Origin of the sequence: Clostridium neonatale, assembly GCF_900465025.1 — a bacterium.
Classification (GTDB): domain Bacteria; phylum Bacillota; class Clostridia; order Clostridiales; family Clostridiaceae; genus Clostridium; species Clostridium neonatale.
Genome location: NZ_UICR01000001.1, coordinates 2317025 through 2338499, shown reverse-complemented (window position 1 = coordinate 2338499; position 21475 = coordinate 2317025). Strand labels below are relative to the sequence as shown.

Here is a 21475-nt window from a genome sequence, read left to right as displayed (position 1 = left end):
TTTTATTCAACTGACTTCATTCTAGTTATAAGTTTGCTATCAATATATTGTGATTTAGAAAAGCCTTTTCTAAAATATCTTATCTGCTTATATTTAATGCCTTTCATTTCTATATCTAGAACGTCAATTCTATCACCACTAAAAATCATAGGCTCCATCTTACCTTTTAAAAAAATATGTAATTCCATTATGATACTCCCTTTTGTATATATAATAAATCTTTTCTTTAATATAACATCACATTCAACCATTTAATAAAAGTTTTGCTGATATTAAATCTGATATTAAATAATATTTATTATATAAGTATACTAATTAATTTATTTTGAATAATTCTTTATAGCTTCAGCTATTTCATTTAAATATTCCCATCTCTCATACTTAAATTCAAGCTTTCCTTCAAGTTCTTCTTTTTCTTTCATAAGCTCATTAAGCCTTCCATAGTTTGAAGCGTTTTTGCTCATCTCATTTTCAATTTTTTCAAGATTCTCTTCAAGTTCAGCTATCTCGTCATCAATTACTTCATATTCTTTTTGTTCTTTAAAAGTAAATTTAGGTTTAGTTTCTTTTGTCTTTTCTTTTACATTTTTTGTTTTATCATCTTTTTCTTCTTTTATGATTGCATTGTTATTTTCAACATCTGATTTTTCTATTTCTTTATATATAAGAAAATCACTATAATTGCCGTGATATTCTTTAATAAGTCCATTCCCTTCATAAGAAAAAATCTTATTACATATTCTATCTAAAAAATATCTATCATGTGATACAACAACTACTATTCCTATAAATTTATCTAAAAAATCTTCTAAAATCTGTAATGTTTCTATATCTAAATCATTTGTAGGTTCATCTAAAATTAAAAAGTTTGGTGATTCCATTAATACTCTAAGAAGGTGCAATCTTCTTCTTTCACCACCTGATAATTTTTCAATTGGTGTATACTGCATAGTACCATCAAATAAAAATCTCTCACACATTGTTGAAGCGGTAATCTTAGTTCCATCTTCTACTGGAATATATTCTCCACCTTCTTTGACATAGTCGATTACTCTCATTTTAGGATCCATATTTTCGTTGTCTTGGGCAAAGCATGCAATCTTAACTGTATCTCCAATATGAATAGTTCCGTTATCCTGCTTAAGCTTTCCACGAAGAATATTAACTAAAGTTGTTTTACCTACACCATTTTCACCAACAATTCCTATTCTGTCATCTCTTAAAAATATGTAACTAAAATCTTTAATTATAACTTTATCATCGAATGATTTAGATATATTAGAAAGTTCAACTATCTTTTTACCAAGTCTTGTTCCTACAAAAGACATTTCTACATCGTCTTGTCTTTTTATACTCTCAGTATTTACAAGTTCATCAAATCTTTGAAGTCTTGCTTTTTGCTTTGTTGTTCTTGCTTTAGCACCACGTCTAACCCATTTAAGTTCATTTCTTATTAAAGCATTTCTTTTTTCTTCCTGTAAATTTTCTATTTCTATTCTTTCCATCTTTTTCTCTAGAAAATCTGTATAATTTCCAGGATATGAATAAAGATTACCACGATCAAGTTCAATGATTCTATTTGTTACTCTATCTAAAAAATACCTATCATGTGTAATCATAAGAAGGGCACCTTTTCTTCCATTTAAATATTCTTCAAGCCATTCAATAGAATCTGCATCCAAATGGTTTGTAGGCTCATCTAAAATTAAAAGATCACATGGAGTTATTAATGCACATGCAAGTGCAATTCTCTTTTTTTGTCCACCTGATAAATTACCTACTCTCTCATTGTAATTTTTTACTCCAAGCTTAGTTAAAATAGTCTTAGCACTACTTTCTAAATCCCAAAGATTTAAACTGTCTATTTGCTCTTGCAGTTTTAGTAATTTATCATTTAAATTATCAAAGTCATCTCCATTAGAATTTTCTATTCTTTCAATAGTTTCCTCATATTCTCTAAGTGTTATCATTTCTTTTGTTTCACCTTTAAATACCTGTTCAAGAACAGTTGCATCTTGGTCAAAAGGTGGATTTTGATCTAAATATTCAATTCTCATATTTTTGCCCTTTGATATACTTCCATCAAAGAATTCATCTTTTCCACCTATTATTTTTAAAAATGTAGATTTACCTGCTCCATTTATACCGATTAATCCAATCTTATCTCCATCATTTATCCCAAGAGATACATCTTTTAATAATACTTTTTCACTATAATTCTTACTTATATTTTCTAATGTTATTATGTTCATTTATTCATGCTCCTTTAAGAATCCTATATAAGCTTTATTGTATCATAATTTAATATATCTTGCATAAAAATTGAGTTTAGTCTTTTTAAAAGTAATATTAAAAAACTGTTTAAAATCCAATAAAATTCATTTATAAATGATTACCTTAATCGCTGAAAGCCCTATTTTTGAGTTTAGAACTTTTGTTGTATTTTGCTTTTTGTATAGTTTAGTTTACATAATATTTATTATTTCTACTAATTTTCTTAAATATAACGATTTTCTTACATTCTTTATTCTTTAAATTTCTCAAAATAAGGTAGCTCTTACTACGTTTATTTAATTAAGAATTTAGTAACTAAAAATTAAAGCTTCCTCTCTATTTAATTATAATAATCTTAACATCTTTGTGGCTTTTTTCATTATTACTTCTTCACTATTTATTATCTTTTCGATGTTTAACTTTTTATATCTTTATATTCAATAAAAAAGCTGTATCAAAATTATTATTAAAATTCTGATACAACTTATCCAATTAATATACTATTTATTTAACCAGCATCATCTTTTCTTCTACATCATTGTATTCTTTATTTTTATCATAAACTATCTTAAAATGCTCATATGCTTTATTCTTGTCATTTAAATTCAAATATGCAATTCCTAGAAGATAATCAAATTCTAATAGATCTCCTTTTAACTCATCTGAAGTATCTTTTTCTCTTTTTAAAAGTTTTATAGCTTGTTTATAATCCTTATTAAAACAATACGCTTTTCCAAGTAATATGTTTTTTACATGTTTCATAGGATCGTTGTCATCATATCTAACTAAATTTAAATATTTAATTGCTTCTTTATATTTATTAAGCATATAATAACAGCTTCCAACTAAATAATTATATTTACTTCCTTCTGTGGTTAATACTTTGCTGTCTTCTAAGTTTTTTACAGTATTTATATAATCCTTTTCTTTATAATATATAGATGATAACAAAATATATGCTTGTCTGTTTTCTGAATTTAATTTTATAGCATTATTTAGTTCTTCTTTAGCTTTATTCATCTCATTTTTTCCAATACTATCTAATGCCATATTAAAATAAGTAGCTGAAGTATTTTTAGGACTTTTTTTATATAAAAGAAATATAGCTACTGATACTAACATTAAAAAAATTCCGCCCTCTAAATTCTTAATAGATAATATAATTCCTGAAATAAACATCCAAATTACCCAGCTTCCAGCTAGTTCTTGATAATTACTGCATTCTGTTAAGTCTACATCTATTTTTAAGACATTATTTTTAAAATTCACATTAAATCCCCCTTACCATTAACTATATTAACTATTTTTATATTCTTTCTTTAATAAAGAATAGTATTTACAATCTATAAATTTGTTATTGTTATCTTTTATAACACTCCTTAAATTACCTTCATATAAAAATCCACATTTTTTTAAAACTCTCATTGAAGGTATATTATTTATAGCACATTTAGAAGTAATTCTATTGATTTCCATTTGATTAAATACAAAATCTAAAACTAATGTTAAGCTTTCAGTCATAATGCCTTTGTTCCAAAATTTGTCGCTTAAACAGTATCCAACTTCTAGGCTTTCGTTTATATTGTCAATATTGGTCAAATTTATGCTTCCTATAACTGTACTACTATTTCTTTCTTCTATGCACCAATTATAGTAATCTATATTTTTATAATTTTGAATCCAATTTCTTATAATAAATTTTGTTGTTTCAATATTAGTATGAGGCTTCCATGTTAAATTTTTAGTTACTATAGTGTTAGATGCCCAATTTTTATACATGCCATAAGCATCACTTAATTGAAATTGCCTTAATATAAGCCTATCACTTTCGAGTCTTACGGTACCCTTATGATTTATCATTTTCTCTCCAACCTTAATTATAAAATCAATGAAATTATAACATGATAAATAATTTTATACCAATGATTTCATATAATATAAAAATTTTATATTATAACCTATGAACTTTTTAAATCATTTACATAATTTTTTTTTATAAGTTTATAATAAAAGTGTAGAAAATATATGAAAAATATTATGTAATTTAGACATAATTATTTATTTTATGGTTTTCATATCCACAAATTTAGAGTATAATAATCTCTAGGGATAAATTATTATATATATTATGTCCCTAGAAAATTCAATTTCTATACTATTTAGAAAAAATTTATTTAATTATGGAGGTTACATTTATGTTAGTATCAGCTAAAGAAATGTTAAACAAAGCAAGAGATGGAAAATATGCTGTTGGACAATTCAACATCAATAATTTAGAATGGACAAAAGCTATTTTATTAACAGCTCAAGAAAATAATTCACCAGTAATTTTAGGAGTATCTGAAGGTGCTGGAAAATATATGTGTGGTTACAAAACTATAGTTGGAATGGTTAACGGAATGATGGAAGAATTAAACATCACAGTTCCAGTTGCTCTTCACTTAGACCACGGTAGCTATGAAGGATGCTTCAAAGCTATGGATGCTGGATTCTCATCAATAATGTTTGATGGATCTCATTATCCAATCGATGAAAATGTAGAAAAAACTAAAGAATTAGTTAAAATAACTTCAGAAAAAGGATTATCTTTAGAAGCTGAAGTTGGATCTATCGGTGGAGAAGAAGACGGAGTTATTGGTAGAGGTGAAGTTGCAGATCCTCAAGAATGTAAGCAAATTGCTGATTTAGGAGTAACAATGCTTGCTGCAGGTATCGGTAATATTCATGGAAAATATCCATCAAACTGGCAAGGTCTTGCTTTCGATGCTTTAGAAGAAATCAATAAAGCTTGCGGAAATATGCCATTAGTATTACACGGTGGTACTGGAATTCCTGAAGATATGATAAAGAAAGCTATATCACTTGGAGTATCAAAGATCAACGTTAATACTGAATGTCAATTATACTTCCAAGAAGCTACAAGAAAATACATTGAAGCTGGAAAAGACTTAGAAGGAAAAGGATTCGACCCAAGAAAGCTTTTAGCTCCAGGTTACGAAGCAATAAAGACTATAGTTAAAGAAAAGATGGAATTATTCGGTTCAATAAACAAAGCTAACTAATTCTACTCATAAAAAAAGAGCTACAATCTGTAGCTCTTTTTATGCATTCTATTAAACATATCCTAAAATAAATAATTTACTTACTAAGATTAAGTGAAATAACATCATTTATTTTAAACGCTCTACTCCTCACTTACGATAATAAATTCGCTTATATAAACTTCATCTTTTTGAGAAATCTTATCTATTACCCATTTATTATCTTTTTTTATAAATTTCCAAAACTCAATAAAACTGCTACTTTTAAAATTTCCCTCAATAACTTCATTTTTTTCTTCATTTATAATATAGTCAATCATTGATCCCTTTATATAAAACCATACTATATCTTTAGAATTATCTTTATAATGTTCTATTGATACTGGTTTAAAATCTAAAAGTTTTATATTACTTAATACATTTCTCTCATTTCTTACTTTCATCCATTCAAGTTTGTTACTATGAAGATTATATATAGAATCACTCATATATTCTTTAGATATTTCTACATCTCTATTGGTCCATGCTTCCTGCATTTTAAAATAAGTTTCTTTTACTCTATCATTAAGTATATCCTTTGAATAATTATTATCAATCTTTCTAAGATATATTATTAATTTATTAGCTTCCATGCTTTTCCTTGCAACTTTTACTTTACATACAATTTTTTCTCTTTGCCATATAACCCCGGCAAAAATAATAAAAATCACATTACCCAATGGATTTGACTTCCCAGTACTTCTATCTGAATGATTGGTACTGCTACTGTGGCTACCGCCACCTCCTCCGCCACCACCACCGCCAGATCCTCCACCACCTGATCTTGCAAATGCTATGGTATAACTTTGAAATATAATCATAATCATCATTGAAAATATAATAAAATATCTTACTAATCTTTTCATAAATGTTCTCCTTAATTTCTATTAGACTCATAGGACAACCCTTACTTTATTATAACTAATATGAAAAATACAGTCTATAAATTTAGTATTTTTTATTGTGTATATAATATAAAAAGCATCAACAATTACTAAATTGAAATTGCTAATGCTTATTTTATATTATTAGGGTAAATATGAAAAAGCTTTAATTAATATTTGAAATACTAAATTTATATTCTAAATCTTTGCTAGAATCTATTAGATATTCATCTAAAACAGGTGCGCCCCAGCTATCATCTCCACCTACTCCCATTTGTTTTCCTATAATATTTACATTTGTATAGTTTACTTTTGGAAGCTCTTCTATATGAAGTGCATTTTCAAGTTCCATATAATTATAATTAAGTACACTAAATTCAAATGGAACTTTATCATAAGTAAATTTTAATCCTTCTCCTTTATGATTTCTTATTTTTACATATCTTGTATTTGTTCTATTGCCGCATTCCTGTGGTACTAAATACCTTGACAAGTTATTTTCTGGGGTATTTGTATAAACTCCTAGTTTTGCTCCTTCACATCTATCTATATAATTTTCCTCTGGTCCCATTCCATAGTATGTGAATACGTTAAACTCACTTAAAAGTCTAAAATTCATACCAAGTAGTGGAAGTTCAGGAAGTCCATCTACTCCATTATATTTTACATGTATTTTTATTACTCCATCTTCATCAACTGTATAATTTATGTTAACTAATGTTTTTGGAATTGTAGGCAGTTCATAAATATATTTTAATTTTATCATATCTTCATTTTCTTCAACACTAAAATCTATATACTTTTGTCCTACACTTGCAGCCATCCATTGTGAGCATCTGAAGTCATATTTATTACCTCTATCATTGTCTGTAGCAGCCCTATAATAATATGGTTTTGGAACCCTTGTTATAAACTCTTTACCCGAGTATCTTAAAGATACAATTCCACCTTCTTGTTTTGAAAATATCACTTTAAAATCTTTCCCTGAAATGCCTATATTAGCATCTCCATGAATTACTTTAAATTTAGATAATCTCTTTTCTATTTTTTCTTCATTATTTAATACATACTGTCCAAATGCTATCTCATATCCTTTTTCTTCCCAAATAGTATTACATGATAATCTAATAGAAACAGTATACACATATTCTCCTGAAGACTTAATATCTATAAATGGAAGCTTTATATATTTTTCTTCTAATGGCTTAACATTTACCTTTGTTACACCTTCCATAATTATTTTTTCTTCTTTTTCAATCTTATAGTATAAATCATAAATATCTGTATTAATAAATAAATTTTGATTTTTAATATTTACACCATTTTTATCTACATTTAATTTTATATTTTGATAGAGATATTTTACTTCTTGGGCTTTTGGAGATACAGTTCTATCTGCATATATAAGCCCATTTCCAGAAAAGTTATAGTCAGTTGGTCTGTCAGTAAAATCTCCTCCGTACCCTAATACTTCTTCCCCATTTTCTTTTTTTCTATATAATGCTTGATCGCCATAATCCCATATAAAACCACCTTGATACATAGGATACTTATCTTCAAGTTCCGTATATTTCATCATTCCACCAGTTGAATTACCCATAGAATGCATATATTCACAGCTTATATATGGCTTTTTAGGATTATTATTTAAATATTCTTCAATATCCTTAACTTTTGCATACATTCTACTTTCCATATCACTTGTTTTATCATATTCTCTATTCCAGAACACACCTTCATAATGAACCAGTCTTGAAGAGTCTTTTTTTCTAAAATACTCAGACATCTTAAATATATCTTCTCCTGCATAGCTTTCATTACCACAAGACCATATTAATACTGAAGGATGATTCTTATCTCTTTCAAGCATTGATTCTGCTCTGTCAAGAACACATGCTTCCCATTCTTTCAAGTTTCCTGGAACATTCCAAGATGGTTCACATTGGCCCATCTTTTGCCATGATCCATGGCTTTCAAGATTGGCTTCATCTATTAGATAAATTCCATATTCATCGCATAATTTATACCAAAGACTTTGATTTGGATAGTGTGATGTTCTGACTGCATTAATATTATGCCTTTTCATAAATTTAATATCAAAAAGTATTTCTTCTTTAGTTATAGCACGTCCATGTCTGGCACTAAACTCATGTTTGTTTACACCTTTAAAAACAATTCTTTTTCCATTTAGACACATGACTTTATCCTTCATCTCAAAATGCCTAAACCCTATATTTTCTGGAACTATTTCAATCAAATTATCTTCTATATCATTTACTTCTATATAAAGCTTATAAAGATATGGATCTTCTGCACTCCAGAGATTTATATCTTTAACATCTAGTGATAAAGTTAAGAAATTTTCTATATCCATTTTCTGAGTTTCAGCTTTTATATTATTATCTGCATCTTTTAAGTAAGCTTTTATGCTTCCTTCTAAATTACCAATTATTTTAACTTCTGTCTTTAACACTGCATTTTTAAATTCATCATCTAAATCTGTTTTTATAAATATATCATTTATATGTGTTTTAGGAACTGCATATAAATACACATCTCTAAATATTCCTGAAAATCTAAAAAAGTCCTGATCTTCTATCCAACTTGCACTGCTTCTTTTATAAACTTCTACTGCAAGTTTATTTTCTCCCTCTTTTAAATATTCAGTAATTTCAAATTCACTTGGCGTAAATGTATCTTCACTATATCCAACAAATTTTCCATTTACCCATATATAAAATGCTGTCTCAACTCCTTGAAAAGATATGAATGTATCCTTATTTTTTAATTCTTCTTTTACCTCAAAAAATGTCACATAGCTTCCAACAGGATTATATGTTTTTGAAATGTGTGGTGGTCTTAATTCATCATGACCATCCCATGGATACATTGTATTTATATATTGACATTTGTCATATCCTTGAAGCTGAATATGTGCAGGTACATCAATATAATCAAATCCACTTACATCAAAATCTTCTTTGTAAAAATCTCTAATTCTAAGTGATGGATTTTCGCTATATGAAAATCTCCATTTACCATTTAAACTTTGCTTGAGTGGCATGTTATCTTCTAATTTTATATGATTCATTTCTTCATAAAAATAATGATCTGAATGTGCATCAATTCTATTAATTCTAAATACTTTTGGATCTTCTAACCAATCTAATGTTGGTTCATTTATTTTCATAAAATTCCCTTCTTTCTTGCATTTAAATTTTTATTTAATCCTTTACACTAATCTTATAGTATTTTTAGTAAAACTTCAACTTATTTTTACTAAATTTTATTTATATATTTTTATAAAAATTTGATAAAAATATTGTTTTATATTATAATATTTTAGAATAATAAATTTAAATTTATTATTTTGGTCTATGAATACGTATTCTAAAGTATTACTATATATTGTTAATTATTTTAGTAAAGTATTTTTTTCTTTTTATCCATATACATAGAAAGGGTGAATATTCTTGAATGAATATTGCAAAATTCTAATAGTTGATGATGAACTAATTATGAGACAAGGTATAACGCATATGATTGATTGGGAGAAAGAAGGATTTCAAATAATAGGTCAAGCTTCTAATGGACAAGAAGCTATTGAGTTTATAAATAATACACTTCCGCATATAGTAATTACAGATGTTGTTATGCCTAAGGTTGATGGTGTTGAACTTATAAAATTTTTACAATCTAACTATCCAAGTATAAAAATTATTGTTCTTAGCAGTTATAGTGATTTTGATTATGTAAAATCATCTTTTACTTATGGTGCCATCGATTATATATTAAAGCCTTCATTAAATATTGATGAACTTTTAAATACTTTAAAAAAAGCTGCAAGCAAACTTGAAAACTTTAAGCTTTCAACTAACAATGCTACATTAACAGAGAAAAATATGTTAAGCAGATTACTTATCGGCTTTGAATCCTTAGATGATCTTACTTACTTTAACAATATTTTTACTAATGACTCATTTTGTTTATTAGGCATAAGCACAAAAGGTCTTGGATATGACTATAAAACAAAATCAGCTTTAATGAATTCCTTATATCATGATTTAAATGAGGAAAAATCAAAAAATTTTATTATTAAAAATATAAGCATAGATTATGATAATATAGTATTTATTGTAAATTTTAATAGTAATCACTACAATGAATTAAAAGATACATTCATTAAAATTTCTAATTCTTTATTTGATAGATATGAAAATTCTTTATTTATGCTAAGTAAAATTTTCTTATCCCTACATGACTTAAGAAATATATTTGAAAACGATTTTTTAAAACTTACAGAACAGGCCTTTTATAAAAAAAATTCATCTTATATTATTTCATCGGAAATTAAATCTTTTTCTAATATGGAAAAGTTTAATTTTAAGCATTTTTCAGAATTAACATCAAAACTTGAAATTGAAGATGCCCTGGATATGCTTACTTCTTATATTAATGATTGTATTTTAAAAGAAAGCATTAGTAAATTTGAAGTAAAAGCCCTAATTCAAAATTGCTTTTATAACATAATTTCTACATTGGAAACACTAGATTATAATTTGGAGAAACTGCAATCTTTAAAATATAAATGTTTTAGCATTATCGATAAAGATCTATATGCTGAAGATTTACTAATAAATTATAATAATTTATTAATCGATTTCAAAAAAATTATTTATGAATGTCAAAATAGATTTAATTCTCACATGATTAATAAAATAATAAAATATATTAATGAACATTTTGCAGAACAACTAACCCTTTTGGATGTTTCAAAAATATTTAATTTCAATTATTACTACCTCTCTTCATATTTTAGTAATCACAATAAGGAAGGTTTTAATGAATTTTTAAATAAAATAAGAATAGAAAAAGCCTGTGACTTTTTAAGGACAGATATACCTATATCAGATATAAGCAGCATGGTTGGTTATTCAGACCATAGTTATTTTTGCAAGGTATTTAAAAAATTCACTGGTGTTACTCCAAGTAAATTTAGAAAAGATAGCATTAAAGTAGTACCATAGATATTTTGTGTTTAGAGAGGATTTTTATAATGTATAAAATTTCAAAGTTTATGCACTCAACTAGCCTTTTCTTTAGAGTTGCATTTATCGTATTAATAAGTATAATATGCGTTTTTCTTTTAACCTGCACAATAACTATAAGTATTTCTAAAGATGTACTTGTTGATACATTTAGCAAGTCAAATTATAAAATTTTAAATCAAATTACTGATAGACTTGGTGTTTTAAATGATAATATCATAAATATAATGAATGTTATAGATTCGAGCTCTGATTTCGAAAATTATTTAACTTTAACAAATGTAACTTCAGCTGAAACTTTTAAAACCTTGTATAATATGGATATAACATTAGATACTATTCCTGAGAAAGACTTTAATGACATTACATTATTAGTTATAGGACGTAATGGTGAATCGTTCTTAAAAGGACATAATTATTTTAAATTTGATACAGATGAAATTTTAAATAGCGATTTAACCAAAAATGCGGTTTTAAATAGTAACGTTGTATTTTATCAATATTCTGAATTTCAATTAGTCAACGCTCAAAATAACTCCAGTGCTATAACTGCTGTTAAAGTACTATGTGACGATAAAACAAAAGAAATTTATGGATTCGTTTATGTTATTATAAGCCAAGATGATTTTAAAAAATATTATGTTCCATTTGTAGGTACTTCAAATAATATAGCTATTATCTCCAATGATGGACAAATTGTATCATCAAGTATTCCATATGAAATTGGTAGCACAAATAATAAATTATTAGATATATCTAATAAAATTCAAAATGATAATTTGCAATATTATAATACAAACATGAACAATAAAGATGTTGCAATTTTATCAAAATATCTTCCAAGATATAATTTTAATATTGTAGGTATAATTGAAAAAAGTGCTATTTTAAATGAAGTATATAATACATCTCAGATTTATTTTGTAACAATAATAATTGCATTAATTTTTCTTTTAATAACATTCGTTATAATAAGAAGAACAACAAAACCACTTTATAATTTATCATATAAAATGTCACAAGTTACGGATGGTAATTTTAAAAACTACGTTAAAGTGGAAGGTAGCTATGAAGTCCGTCAACTCTCCTCTGCTTATAACTATATGCTGGATGGTTTAAACTCTTATATGAATGAACGAATGGAAATGGAAAAAGAAAAAAGAAAAGCTGAAATACATGCTCTTCAAATGCAGATAAACCCACATTTCCTTTATAACACATTATCATCTATAAAATGGCTTATATGGCAAGGTAATACGGATAAATCAATAAAGACAATAGATGCTTTCATTTCTCTTTTAAGAAATACAATAAGCAATAAAAATGAAATGATTACTATTAGTGAAGAAATTGAAAATCTAAAAAATTATGTTTTAATAAATCATATGCGTTATGGTGAAAGTATTACAGTAAACTTTTTTGTTATGCAATCATGTGAAAACTACATAATTCCTAAGCTAATACTACAGCCATTTATTGAAAATTCATTTTTTCATGGTTTTGTTGATAAAGATAGTGGATTTATACATGTTTTTATCAATGAAAAAAATCATATTATAACTTGTGAAATTATAGATAATGGAATTGGAATTTCTAATGAAACCATATCAAATCTTTTAAAGACTTCAGTAAACAAAAGTGATCATTTCACGAGCATTGGTATAAATAATGTTAATGATAGAATAAAACTTCTATATGGAGATGAATATGGTGTTGTTATTTCAAGTGAAATAAATGTTGGAACTACTGTTAAAATTAAAATTCCAGCCATAAAAAAATCTGATCTTCATGATTCAAATCAATCAAGCACTTAAATTAAACTGTTACACATATAAATATATTGTGTAGAATCAGAGTTTAGTGGGAAATAACCGAAATTCAATATATGATATGCTCGATTGTAGGGAAATTTAAGCTAAAACTTCTAAAGACACAGGCTGTGCCCAAAACAATTTGCTCCAACAGCAAGTGTTGGACAAATTATTTTGGAACAGCCTATATCTAAGAAGTTAAAAACTTAAATTTCTTAATGCAATACTACGCCTATCATATATTGAATTTCTTTGTTTTGATCTAAAATCATAGATGTCTAACTTTTTTTAGTTATAATTTATGTTTTTAGGAATATTACAAGTCTAAAAATATAGTTTTCAATCACTTGTAATAATTTAGGAAGCTACTTATAAAACACCAGTATCCACAAATAAATAAGCAAAGATCCGAATTGCAGCATAGCTGCTCTTCTTATAAGTGCACATTTGTAAGAATTTAAATTCATATATTCATAAAATTACACCTTTTAAAAAATGATGAAATATTAACTTTTTAAATCTTTACCATATAAAAATAGATATTCCTTAATTTAAAGATATATTTATTTACAAAAATATATCTGGATACTCAGAGTTTGTATGGAACAAAGAAATAAAGCATTTATGTTGGCGGTGTCTTGCATTGAAAAATGAAGCTTTAAAATTTTTCATCAATGATTGTTCCAAAATTGTTTGTCCAAAAACTTGCTTTTTGGAGCAAACATTTTTGGGCACAATCATTGATGGTTAAATTTTTAGCTTCATTTTTGTAGCAAGCGAGCCAACATAAATGCTTTATTTCGGTTGTTATCCACTAAACCATGATTCTACGTCCTTTATTTATATTGTTTAATGATTCTTTTTATAATTTCTTTAATACTTTTACATCATATTTACCTAGAGTTATATGATCAGTTATATTTTCTTCTTTTATCATATCTGTATATTGTATATTTCCAAGTTCTACTTTCTTTTCTTCTTCTGTAAAGTTCATTATAAATACATACTCATTTGAATCCTTTGTACGAACTTGAGCTGTAACACCAATAGGAAGCTTTCCTTCTATTACACTTTTAATATTAAGATCTTTAGCTAATTTCATATAAAAGTCATTATTGAAGTCTCTGCTTGTTCTAGCTGCTATATAATAACATTTTCCTTTACCATAATAATTAACTGTAAGTGCAGGCATGTTTTTATAAAAATCATTTTTATATGTTCCAAGAACTTTTGCAGTTTCTGCATGGATTAATTCACAGTAATCTTTTACTTCATATTCTCCATTTACGCCTTCAAGTACATTTTCTTTAACTATTATGTGATTATTTTCATCATCATATAATGAGTCAATTTCTTCTGCCCAAATTCCAGTTAAATCTTTAAGTGGTCCTGGAAAGCCACCAAGGAAACATAAATCATTTTCATCTACTACTCCACTAAAGTAGCTTGTTACTAGAGTTCCTCCATTTTTAACAAATGCCTCAAGTCTTTCAGAAACATTGGGTTTAATCATATAAAGCATTGGAGCAACAATAAGCTTGTATTTTGAGAAATCGCAATCACTGCTTATCACATCTGTGCTTATTCCATTTTGCCAAAATGCTCTATATTGTTCCTGGCATATTTCTTCATATCCCTTTTTATCAGCGCCATCTTTCTTAGCTTTAGTTTTTAGTCCTTGAAGATCATCAATTGCCCATCTATTTTCAACATCATAAATAATTGCAACTTCTGAATTTTTCACTGATCCTTGTATTTCATTAAGCTTTTCAAGAGCTTCTCCAACTTCTGTAACCTCTCTAAATACCCTTGTATTTTCATGTCCACAATGATCTACTACAGCTCCATGGAATTTTTCTGATGCCCCTCTTCCCTTTCTCCATTGGAAATAAAGAATTGAGTCTGCTCCATGGGCTAAGCTTTGCATTGATGATAAAAAGTGTATCTTTGGACGTTTTAGCTTATTAACTTCATGCCAGTTAACAAGACTTGGAGCATTCTCCATTATTAAAAATGACTGTCCATCTTTAAGGCTTCTATAAATGTCATTAACAAAACTAACATTAGCTGCCAGATCATAAGTTGTTTCAAAATTATTATGCCATGCAGGATAACTGTCCCAGGATACTATATCAACTTCCTTTGCAAATTTCCAGTAATCTAACCCTGTGAAAAGTCCCATGTGAGGATAATTCCCCATAAAGTTTGCTGTAACAGGAACATCAGGCGTAATTTCTCTTATTGGTGCTATTTCATTTTTATAAAAATCTATTGTTTGATCTGTAACAAATCTATTCCAGTCAAGATTATGTCCATGTACAAATATTTCACCAAGTTCTGATGGACTTTCAATTTGTGAAAAATCATTAAATCTATGGCTCCAGAATCCTGTCCACCATGCATCATTTAGCTTTTCTATATCATTATCATATTTTTTCTTAAGCCAGCTTCTAAACGCGTCCTGGCACTTATCGCAATGACACTCTCCGCCATATTCATTAGAAATATGCCACATAATAAGTGCCGGATGGTCTTTATATCTTTCAGCTAAAAGCTTATTTATATTATAAGTTTTTTCTCTATAAACTGGTGAAGTAAAGCAGTGGTTATGTCTTTGTCCATGAAGATTTTTAGTTCTATCCTTATTTACCCTTAATACCTCTGGATATTTTTTTGACATCCATGCAGGCCTTGCACCACTTGGTGTAGCAAGTATTACATTTATATTATTTTCAGCCATTCTATCCATAAGCTTATCAAGCCATTCAAATGTATATTTGTCTTCTTCTGGCTCAATTGCACTCCATCCAAATATATTTATTGATACAGTATTGCAATGTGCAATCTTCATAAGGCGCACATCTTCTTTTAATATTTCTGGATATTTAAGCCATTGATCTGGATTATAATCACCACCATGTAAAAGTCCTTTTATTTTATCAAGTCTTGAATTCTGTTCCATATAAAGTCCCCCTGTCTATTATAAGTTTTGCAAATATAAATCTGTTTATTTCAATTTAATTACTTGGATTTAATATAAATTTCTTTAGAATATTGTTTAAATTTTCAGATTGTATTGCAAGTTCTTCACTTGCAGATGCACTTTCTTCTGCTATTTCTGAATTTGATTGAACAACTCCAACAATAGATTCTATTCCTTCCTTTATCTGCTCAATTGACATTGATTGTTCCTCTGATGCCATTGTTATTTTAGAAACTAAATCTGTTGCTTCTTTAGTCTTTTCTAGAACAATTTTTAAGGAGTTTGCTGTGCTATTTGTGATATTTTTTCCATTATTTACCGATGCAATAGACTCTTTAATTAAACTCTCTGTATTCTTAACAGCTTCTGAAGACTCACCTGCAAGCTTTTTTATCTCTTCTGCAACTACTGCAAAACCTTTTCCTGCTTCCCCAGCTCTTGCTGCCTCTATTGCAGCATTAAGCGAAAGCAAATTTATTTGTTCTGCTATCTCATATATAGTATTTATAATATTTTTTATATTACTTGAAGATTTTTCTATGTTCATCATAGCTTCAAGCATATTATTCATTCCTTTATGGCCTGTTTCCATTTCATCAACTAGCCTTTTTACTATCTCATCAGTACTTTTAGCATTTAAAAGGTTATTTCTTGCTTTTTCATTTATTTCACCTGCAAGCGCTGTTAATTCTTCTATAACACTTGCTTGATCTGTAGCACCTTGTGATAAATACTGTGCATTTTTTGCAACCTGCTCAGATCCATTTTCAACTTCAATTGCAGACATTCTTATTTCATGAAATGTACTATTTAATGATAAAATTATGTTATCTAGTGACTTCTTTAAAGCTATAAAATCTCCACTATAATTATCACTAGTAAATGTATTTAAATTACCATTTGATATATTTCCCAATACTTCATCTATTTCACCAATATAATTTTTAAAATTATATATCATAACTTTAAAAGATTCAAAAAGATAGCCGATTTCATCTTTTGACTTATAGTCTAATTCTATGTTAAGCTTTCCGCAAGATAAATCGTTTGCTGCATCCTTTATGGATTCTAATGGCTTAGAAATCGATGTTGAAACTTTTTGGCTTAATCTTGATGATATAATAATAAATACTAATATTGAACTTAATGAAATAATAATTGATATTATTTCAAGTCTCTTAAGATTATTAATTATAATCTCACTCTGATTTATATTTTCTTCTAACAAACTATTTATCTCTTCTGATATTACATCTGATATTTGATTTCCTTGTTCTGTAAGTAAAAGTAACCCTTCTTCATTCTTTTCATCAAGAAATAAATTCATGGCCTTTTCTCTAATTTTTCTATATTCTAATGAATTGTTTGTAATTTGCGAATAAATCTCTTTTTCTTTATTTCCAACTATTGTTTTTCCCAATTCTTCTAAAAGCTTAGATACGTCTTGAATATTTCTATTTAAAGATTTATTAATCTCCGCTAAAGTAATTTTATCATTACTTAATGCCATATTACTAAGCAATGCTCTTTGTTCATTGAATTCCATACCAAGCTTACCTATTGTTCCTTGAGAATATCCATAATTTTTCACTGCATATTTATAATCATGATTTGTTTTAATTAGAAAAATCACTCCTAGTAAAGATACAATAATCCCTAGGATCCATACATATCTAAATGATATATATATTTTTTTTCTTATGGTTAAATCATTAATTTTATTTTTATATTTGAATTTTTTAATTTTCATATGATTTAACTCCTATCTAAATAAATACAATAATAATCAAATTCCTGAATTATTCAATTTTTTAGTATAATATAATTCAACTGAATAATTCAGGATTTATTTAGTTTATAATTGCTATAAATTATTTTACAGAACCAAGCATACCTTGAACAAATTGCTTTTGCATTACAAAGAATACAAATGCAGTTGGAAGTGTTGCTATTACTATTGCAACCATTATCATTCCATAATCAGGAGTATAACTTGACCCAAGTGTTGAAATTATTAAAGGTACAGTTCTCTTTTCTGGAGATTGAAGTGCAAGTAATGGCCATAAATAGTTATTCCAACTACTCATAAATGTAATTATTGCTGCAGCTGCATATGTTGTTTTCATCATTGGCATATACATTTTGAAGAATATACCTATTTCACTTAATCCATCAATTCTTGCAGCTTCCAATGTATCTTTGGGAAATGACTTTGTATTTTGTCTAAAGAAGAATATTAAAAATGCTGTTGCTATACTTGGAAGTATTATTGCACCAATTGTATTTAATCCAATAAACTTTAATGGTGTAGTTTTTAAATACCCAAACATCTTAAAAAGTGGAATCATAAGAGCTGAAAAAGGCACCATCATAGATAAAAGAAGTATATTAAAAACTTTATCTCTTGTATCTGTTCTAAAGATTTCAAATCCATACCCTGCTATTGAAGATACCAAAAGTGCAACTATTGTTGTTATAATTGCTATTTTAGCTGAATTTCCAAGTGAATTAATAAATCCTAAGTCTGAACCTAAAAGATTATTGATATTTGTCATCAAATTACTTCCTATTGTTAATTTTCCTCTTGTAACATCAACTGATTTATTTGTTGCACCAATTATCATCCAAAAAAACGGAAAGATTGATATAAATGCTGCTAAACTCAAAAATACATATTTAAAAGCTGATGAGAATTTAAATTTACGTTTATTCATTACTGTCCCCTCCTATTTTAAATTGGATTAATGAAAGAATTACAATCATAATAACAATAACATAAGCAACTGCTGCTGCATAACCGAAGTTTGGTGTATATGTGAAACATAAGTTATAAATATAATGTGATATTGTTGTTGTAGCATTTGCTGGTCCACCGTTAGTTATGTTTACGACTTCATCAAATAATTGAAGAGTACCAATTGTTGATGTTATTGTTGTAAATAAAATTATTGGTTTTAATAATGGAATTGTTATTTTAGTAAATTTTTTAAATGTTGATGCTCCATCAATAGATGCTGCTTCATAAACTGCTGGATCTATATTTTGAAGTCCAGATAAGTAAAATATCATATTGTAACCAGTCCATCTCCATGTAATTGCAATAATTATTAATACTTTTGCCCATATCGGATGTGTTACCCATTCAATAGGCCCTGAAATTATGTTTATTGCCATTAAGAATTTGTTTACAAGTCCATCAGATGCAAATATACTTTTCATTATTATTGAATAAGCAACTAATGAAGTTACACAAGGCAAAAATATAGCTGTCCTAAAAAATCCACTGAATTTTAAATTCTTGTCATTAAGCATGGATGCTATTATAAGTGCCAAAACTATCATTATTGGAACTTGTACTAATAAATATAAAAATGTATTTGAAACTGCTTTTATGAATGTTGCATCAGTTAACATTCTTTTATAATTATCTAAGCCAACAAATTTCAGATTATTTCCCATACCAGATTTTAATGATGTTATAAATGATTGCACTGTAGGATAAAATACAAATAATGTTATGAGAAATATACTTAATGATACAAAAATCCATCCCCATCGGTTAGTCTTTCTTTCTATACCTTTATGCTTCATTATTATCAACTCCTTTAATTGTTACTAAGACCACTTGTCAAATTCTAAATTACAATTTGACAAATGGTCTTGAAAAAGATTTTTAATATATAAATTTCATTTGTCATAATTGTTTATTGTCATATATAAAATTTAATTGAGATTATAAAAAATATTTTTAGGATTATTAAGTATAGTTTTTCTTTATATCTTGTAGGTATTATCAATTTCTAATAACACCTACAAGAATTTATTTTAAAAGAAAGAGTTTTTAAGTATTTATATTAGTTTCCTACTGAGGCTTCTGCTTGAGCTTGAGTATTATTTAATGCTTCATCTATGTCTTTACCTGAAACTATAGATTGCATTCCCTCTGCCATTATGCTTTCCAATGCATAAGTGTGAAGTCCATAATTTACAGGTGGAATTTCTTCAGTCCATTTAGCAAAATCTTTAAATATCTCTTGTCCACCAAAGAATTCTGAAGGAGTACTGTAGTTTTCACTGCTACTTGCTGATTTTAATGTACTTACCAAATTAATGGCTGGAACTAAATCATTCATTAAATCATCACTTGAAGCAAAAGTTTCTTTTAAGAAATCAGCAGCTAAATCCGAATTACCAACTTTATCTAATACATACCAGCTACTACCACCACTATTAGAAGCATTTACTGATTTAGAATCTGAACCCATTTTTGGAGTTGCAGCTATTCTCCATTGACCTGATTGATCTTCAGCAGCTTGAATAGAAGAAGAAATCCAACAACCATTAACTACACTTGCAACATCTCCACTTTGGAATGCACCAACAAAAGCATCCCATCCTGAAACTTGTTTTGCAATGTTTGCATCAACCATCTCTTTATAGATTTCAACAGCTTTTCTTAAAGATTCATTGTTATTTATGCTTACTTTACCATCTTTATCAACATACCAAGCACCAGCTGATTGCATCATAACTCTAATTTGATTTAAATCACTTGGATCCATTGTTAACATTGCTTTACCAGTCTTTTCTTTTACTGCTTTACCAATTTCAATATATTTTTCCCAAGTAATATCTTGCATATCCGCTTCTGTATATCCAGCTTGTTCAATTAAATCTTTTCTATAGAATAGAGCTGTTACACCACTATCAAATGGCACTCCATAAATTTTATCTCCATCTGTCATAACACTTAATTTGTAATCCATAAATTTACTTGGATCTACGTATCCACTTAAATCTTTAAGTTCTCCTGGATATGATAAAAGGTAATTTTGAATCTTATAATCTTCTATTAAAACTATGTTTGGAAGTCCATCATATGTTCCAGAAGAAAGGCTTGTATTTAATTTTTGTACTACATCATCTTGGGCCATACTTACAACGTTTATAGTTACGTCAGGATGATCTTTTAAATATCTTTCTTTAGCCATATTGGCTGCTTTAATATTAAATGTATCATCCCATGCCCAAATTGTAATTGTCTTATCATCTGATGATGCTGAACTCGCTGAAGATGATGAATCTGTGCCTGTTGCACCACCACATGATACTAAACCTAATGTCATAACTGCAGTTATAGTTGCTGCTAAAATCTTTTTAAGTTTCATAAATAAATCCCCCTTAATTTTTTATCTTACATGAGATTAGTAAAATTATTTCTCATGTATTTGTTTACATTGTAACATTTTTAGTAAAAAAGTTGTTATGATATTATTTATTATAAATAGTAATAATTTTATAATCAGTAAAAATAAATTTGTACTTTTTTTAGAAAATGGTATTTATTTATGAAAACAATTACAAAGTATTGTTGTTTTTTACTTTTGCTCTTAAT

At 27.3% G+C, this 21475-nt stretch carries 14 protein-coding genes; 3 read left to right on the top strand and 11 right to left on the bottom strand.

The window, feature by feature from the left end; genetic code table 11:
* Nucleotides 1-2: 2 nt before the first annotated feature.
* The 4 genes from CNEONATNEC86_RS10730 to CNEONATNEC86_RS10715 form a co-directional block, all read right to left on the bottom strand.
* Nucleotides 3-188, bottom strand: coding sequence for a hypothetical protein (locus tag CNEONATNEC86_RS10730; protein ID WP_058295311.1), 186 nt, complete (start codon nt 186-188; stop codon nt 3-5).
* A 132-nt stretch (nt 189-320) separates the two neighbouring features.
* A complete protein-coding gene (locus CNEONATNEC86_RS10725; protein WP_159135977.1) occupies nt 321-2252 on the bottom strand; it encodes an ABC-F family ATP-binding cassette domain-containing protein in 1932 nt (643 codons plus the stop codon).
* A gap of 526 nt (nt 2253-2778) precedes the next feature.
* A complete protein-coding gene (locus tag CNEONATNEC86_RS10720; protein WP_125149690.1) occupies nt 2779-3543 on the bottom strand; it encodes a tetratricopeptide repeat protein in 765 nt (254 codons plus the stop codon).
* A 27-nt stretch (nt 3544-3570) separates the two neighbouring features.
* Nucleotides 3571-4134 (bottom strand): GNAT family N-acetyltransferase, encoded by a 564-nt coding sequence (locus CNEONATNEC86_RS10715; protein ID WP_058295314.1) that lies wholly within the window; start codon nt 4132-4134, stop codon nt 3571-3573.
* Between the two features lie 335 nt (nt 4135-4469).
* Between CNEONATNEC86_RS10715 and fba the strand changes: the two genes are divergently transcribed.
* Nucleotides 4470-5336 (top strand): class II fructose-1,6-bisphosphate aldolase, encoded by an 867-nt coding sequence (fba, locus tag CNEONATNEC86_RS10710; RefSeq protein WP_058295315.1) that lies wholly within the window; start codon nt 4470-4472, stop codon nt 5334-5336.
* 122 nt (nt 5337-5458) lie between these two features.
* On the opposite strand, the gene CNEONATNEC86_RS10705 is transcribed toward fba, so the two are convergent.
* Both CNEONATNEC86_RS10705 and lacZ read right to left on the bottom strand, forming a co-directional pair.
* On the bottom strand, nt 5459-6220 hold the full coding sequence (locus CNEONATNEC86_RS10705) for a Tim44 domain-containing protein (RefSeq protein ID WP_159135976.1): 762 nt from the start codon (nt 6218-6220) through the stop codon (nt 5459-5461).
* Between the two features lie 184 nt (nt 6221-6404).
* Complete coding sequence (gene lacZ, locus CNEONATNEC86_RS10700; protein WP_159135975.1) at nt 6405-9428, bottom strand: beta-galactosidase, LacZ type; 3024 nt, start codon at nt 9426-9428, stop codon at nt 6405-6407.
* 283 nt (nt 9429-9711) lie between these two features.
* On the opposite strand from lacZ, the gene CNEONATNEC86_RS10695 reads away from it, so the two are divergent.
* Both CNEONATNEC86_RS10695 and CNEONATNEC86_RS10690 read left to right on the top strand, forming a co-directional pair.
* Nucleotides 9712-11265 carry a response regulator transcription factor gene (locus CNEONATNEC86_RS10695; RefSeq protein WP_125149693.1) on the top strand — a complete coding sequence of 518 codons (1554 nt, stop codon included), beginning with the start codon at nt 9712-9714 and terminating at the stop codon, nt 11263-11265.
* 29 nt (nt 11266-11294) lie between these two features.
* A complete protein-coding gene (locus tag CNEONATNEC86_RS10690; RefSeq protein ID WP_125149694.1) occupies nt 11295-13100 on the top strand; it encodes a sensor histidine kinase in 1806 nt (601 codons plus the stop codon).
* Between the two features lie 859 nt (nt 13101-13959).
* Here the strand turns inward: CNEONATNEC86_RS10690 and CNEONATNEC86_RS10685 are convergent.
* From CNEONATNEC86_RS10685 to CNEONATNEC86_RS10665, 5 genes are all read right to left on the bottom strand, one after another.
* Nucleotides 13960-16059 carry a beta-galactosidase gene (locus CNEONATNEC86_RS10685; protein WP_159135974.1) on the bottom strand — a complete coding sequence of 700 codons (2100 nt, stop codon included), beginning with the start codon at nt 16057-16059 and terminating at the stop codon, nt 13960-13962.
* Between the two features lie 55 nt (nt 16060-16114).
* A complete protein-coding gene (locus CNEONATNEC86_RS10680; RefSeq protein WP_159135973.1) occupies nt 16115-17830 on the bottom strand; it encodes a methyl-accepting chemotaxis protein in 1716 nt (571 codons plus the stop codon).
* Nucleotides 17831-17951: 121 nt separating this feature from the next.
* Nucleotides 17952-18794, bottom strand: coding sequence for a carbohydrate ABC transporter permease (locus tag CNEONATNEC86_RS10675; protein WP_058295322.1), 843 nt, complete (start codon nt 18792-18794; stop codon nt 17952-17954).
* The gene (locus tag CNEONATNEC86_RS10670) at nt 18787-19671 is read right to left on the bottom strand and encodes a carbohydrate ABC transporter permease (protein ID WP_159116239.1); all 885 of its coding nucleotides are present in this window, start codon (nt 19669-19671) and stop codon (nt 18787-18789) included. Before CNEONATNEC86_RS10670 ends, CNEONATNEC86_RS10675 begins: the two co-directional genes overlap by 8 nt.
* Nucleotides 19672-19934: 263 nt before the next feature.
* Nucleotides 19935-21248 (bottom strand): ABC transporter substrate-binding protein, encoded by a 1314-nt coding sequence (locus CNEONATNEC86_RS10665; RefSeq protein ID WP_159135972.1) that lies wholly within the window; start codon nt 21246-21248, stop codon nt 19935-19937.
* Between the last annotated feature and the right edge of the window lie 227 nt (nt 21249-21475).

Coding starts and splice junctions, on each gene's coding strand:
- CNEONATNEC86_RS10730 (WP_058295311.1), bottom strand. CDS start 188: ATGGAATTACATATTTTTTTAAAAGGTAAGATGGAGCCTATGATTTTT.
- CNEONATNEC86_RS10725 (WP_159135977.1), bottom strand. CDS start 2,252: ATGAACATAATAACATTAGAAAATATAAGTAAGAATTATAGTGAAAAA.
- CNEONATNEC86_RS10715 (WP_058295314.1), bottom strand. CDS start 4,134: ATGATAAATCATAAGGGTACCGTAAGACTCGAAAGTGATAGGCTTATA.
- fba (WP_058295315.1), top strand. CDS start 4,470: ATGTTAGTATCAGCTAAAGAAATGTTAAACAAAGCAAGAGATGGAAAA.
- CNEONATNEC86_RS10705 (WP_159135976.1), bottom strand. CDS start 6,220: ATGAAAAGATTAGTAAGATATTTTATTATATTTTCAATGATGATTATG.
- lacZ (WP_159135975.1), bottom strand. CDS start 9,428: ATGAAAATAAATGAACCAACATTAGATTGGTTAGAAGATCCAAAAGTA.
- CNEONATNEC86_RS10690 (WP_125149694.1), top strand. CDS start 11,295: ATGTATAAAATTTCAAAGTTTATGCACTCAACTAGCCTTTTCTTTAGA.
- CNEONATNEC86_RS10685 (WP_159135974.1), bottom strand. CDS start 16,059: ATGGAACAGAATTCAAGACTTGATAAAATAAAAGGACTTTTACATGGT.
- CNEONATNEC86_RS10680 (WP_159135973.1), bottom strand. CDS start 17,830: ATGAAAATTAAAAAATTCAAATATAAAAATAAAATTAATGATTTAACC.
- CNEONATNEC86_RS10675 (WP_058295322.1), bottom strand. CDS start 18,794: ATGAATAAACGTAAATTTAAATTCTCATCAGCTTTTAAATATGTATTT.
- CNEONATNEC86_RS10670 (WP_159116239.1), bottom strand. CDS start 19,671: ATGAAGCATAAAGGTATAGAAAGAAAGACTAACCGATGGGGATGGATT.
- CNEONATNEC86_RS10665 (WP_159135972.1), bottom strand. CDS start 21,248: ATGAAACTTAAAAAGATTTTAGCAGCAACTATAACTGCAGTTATGACA.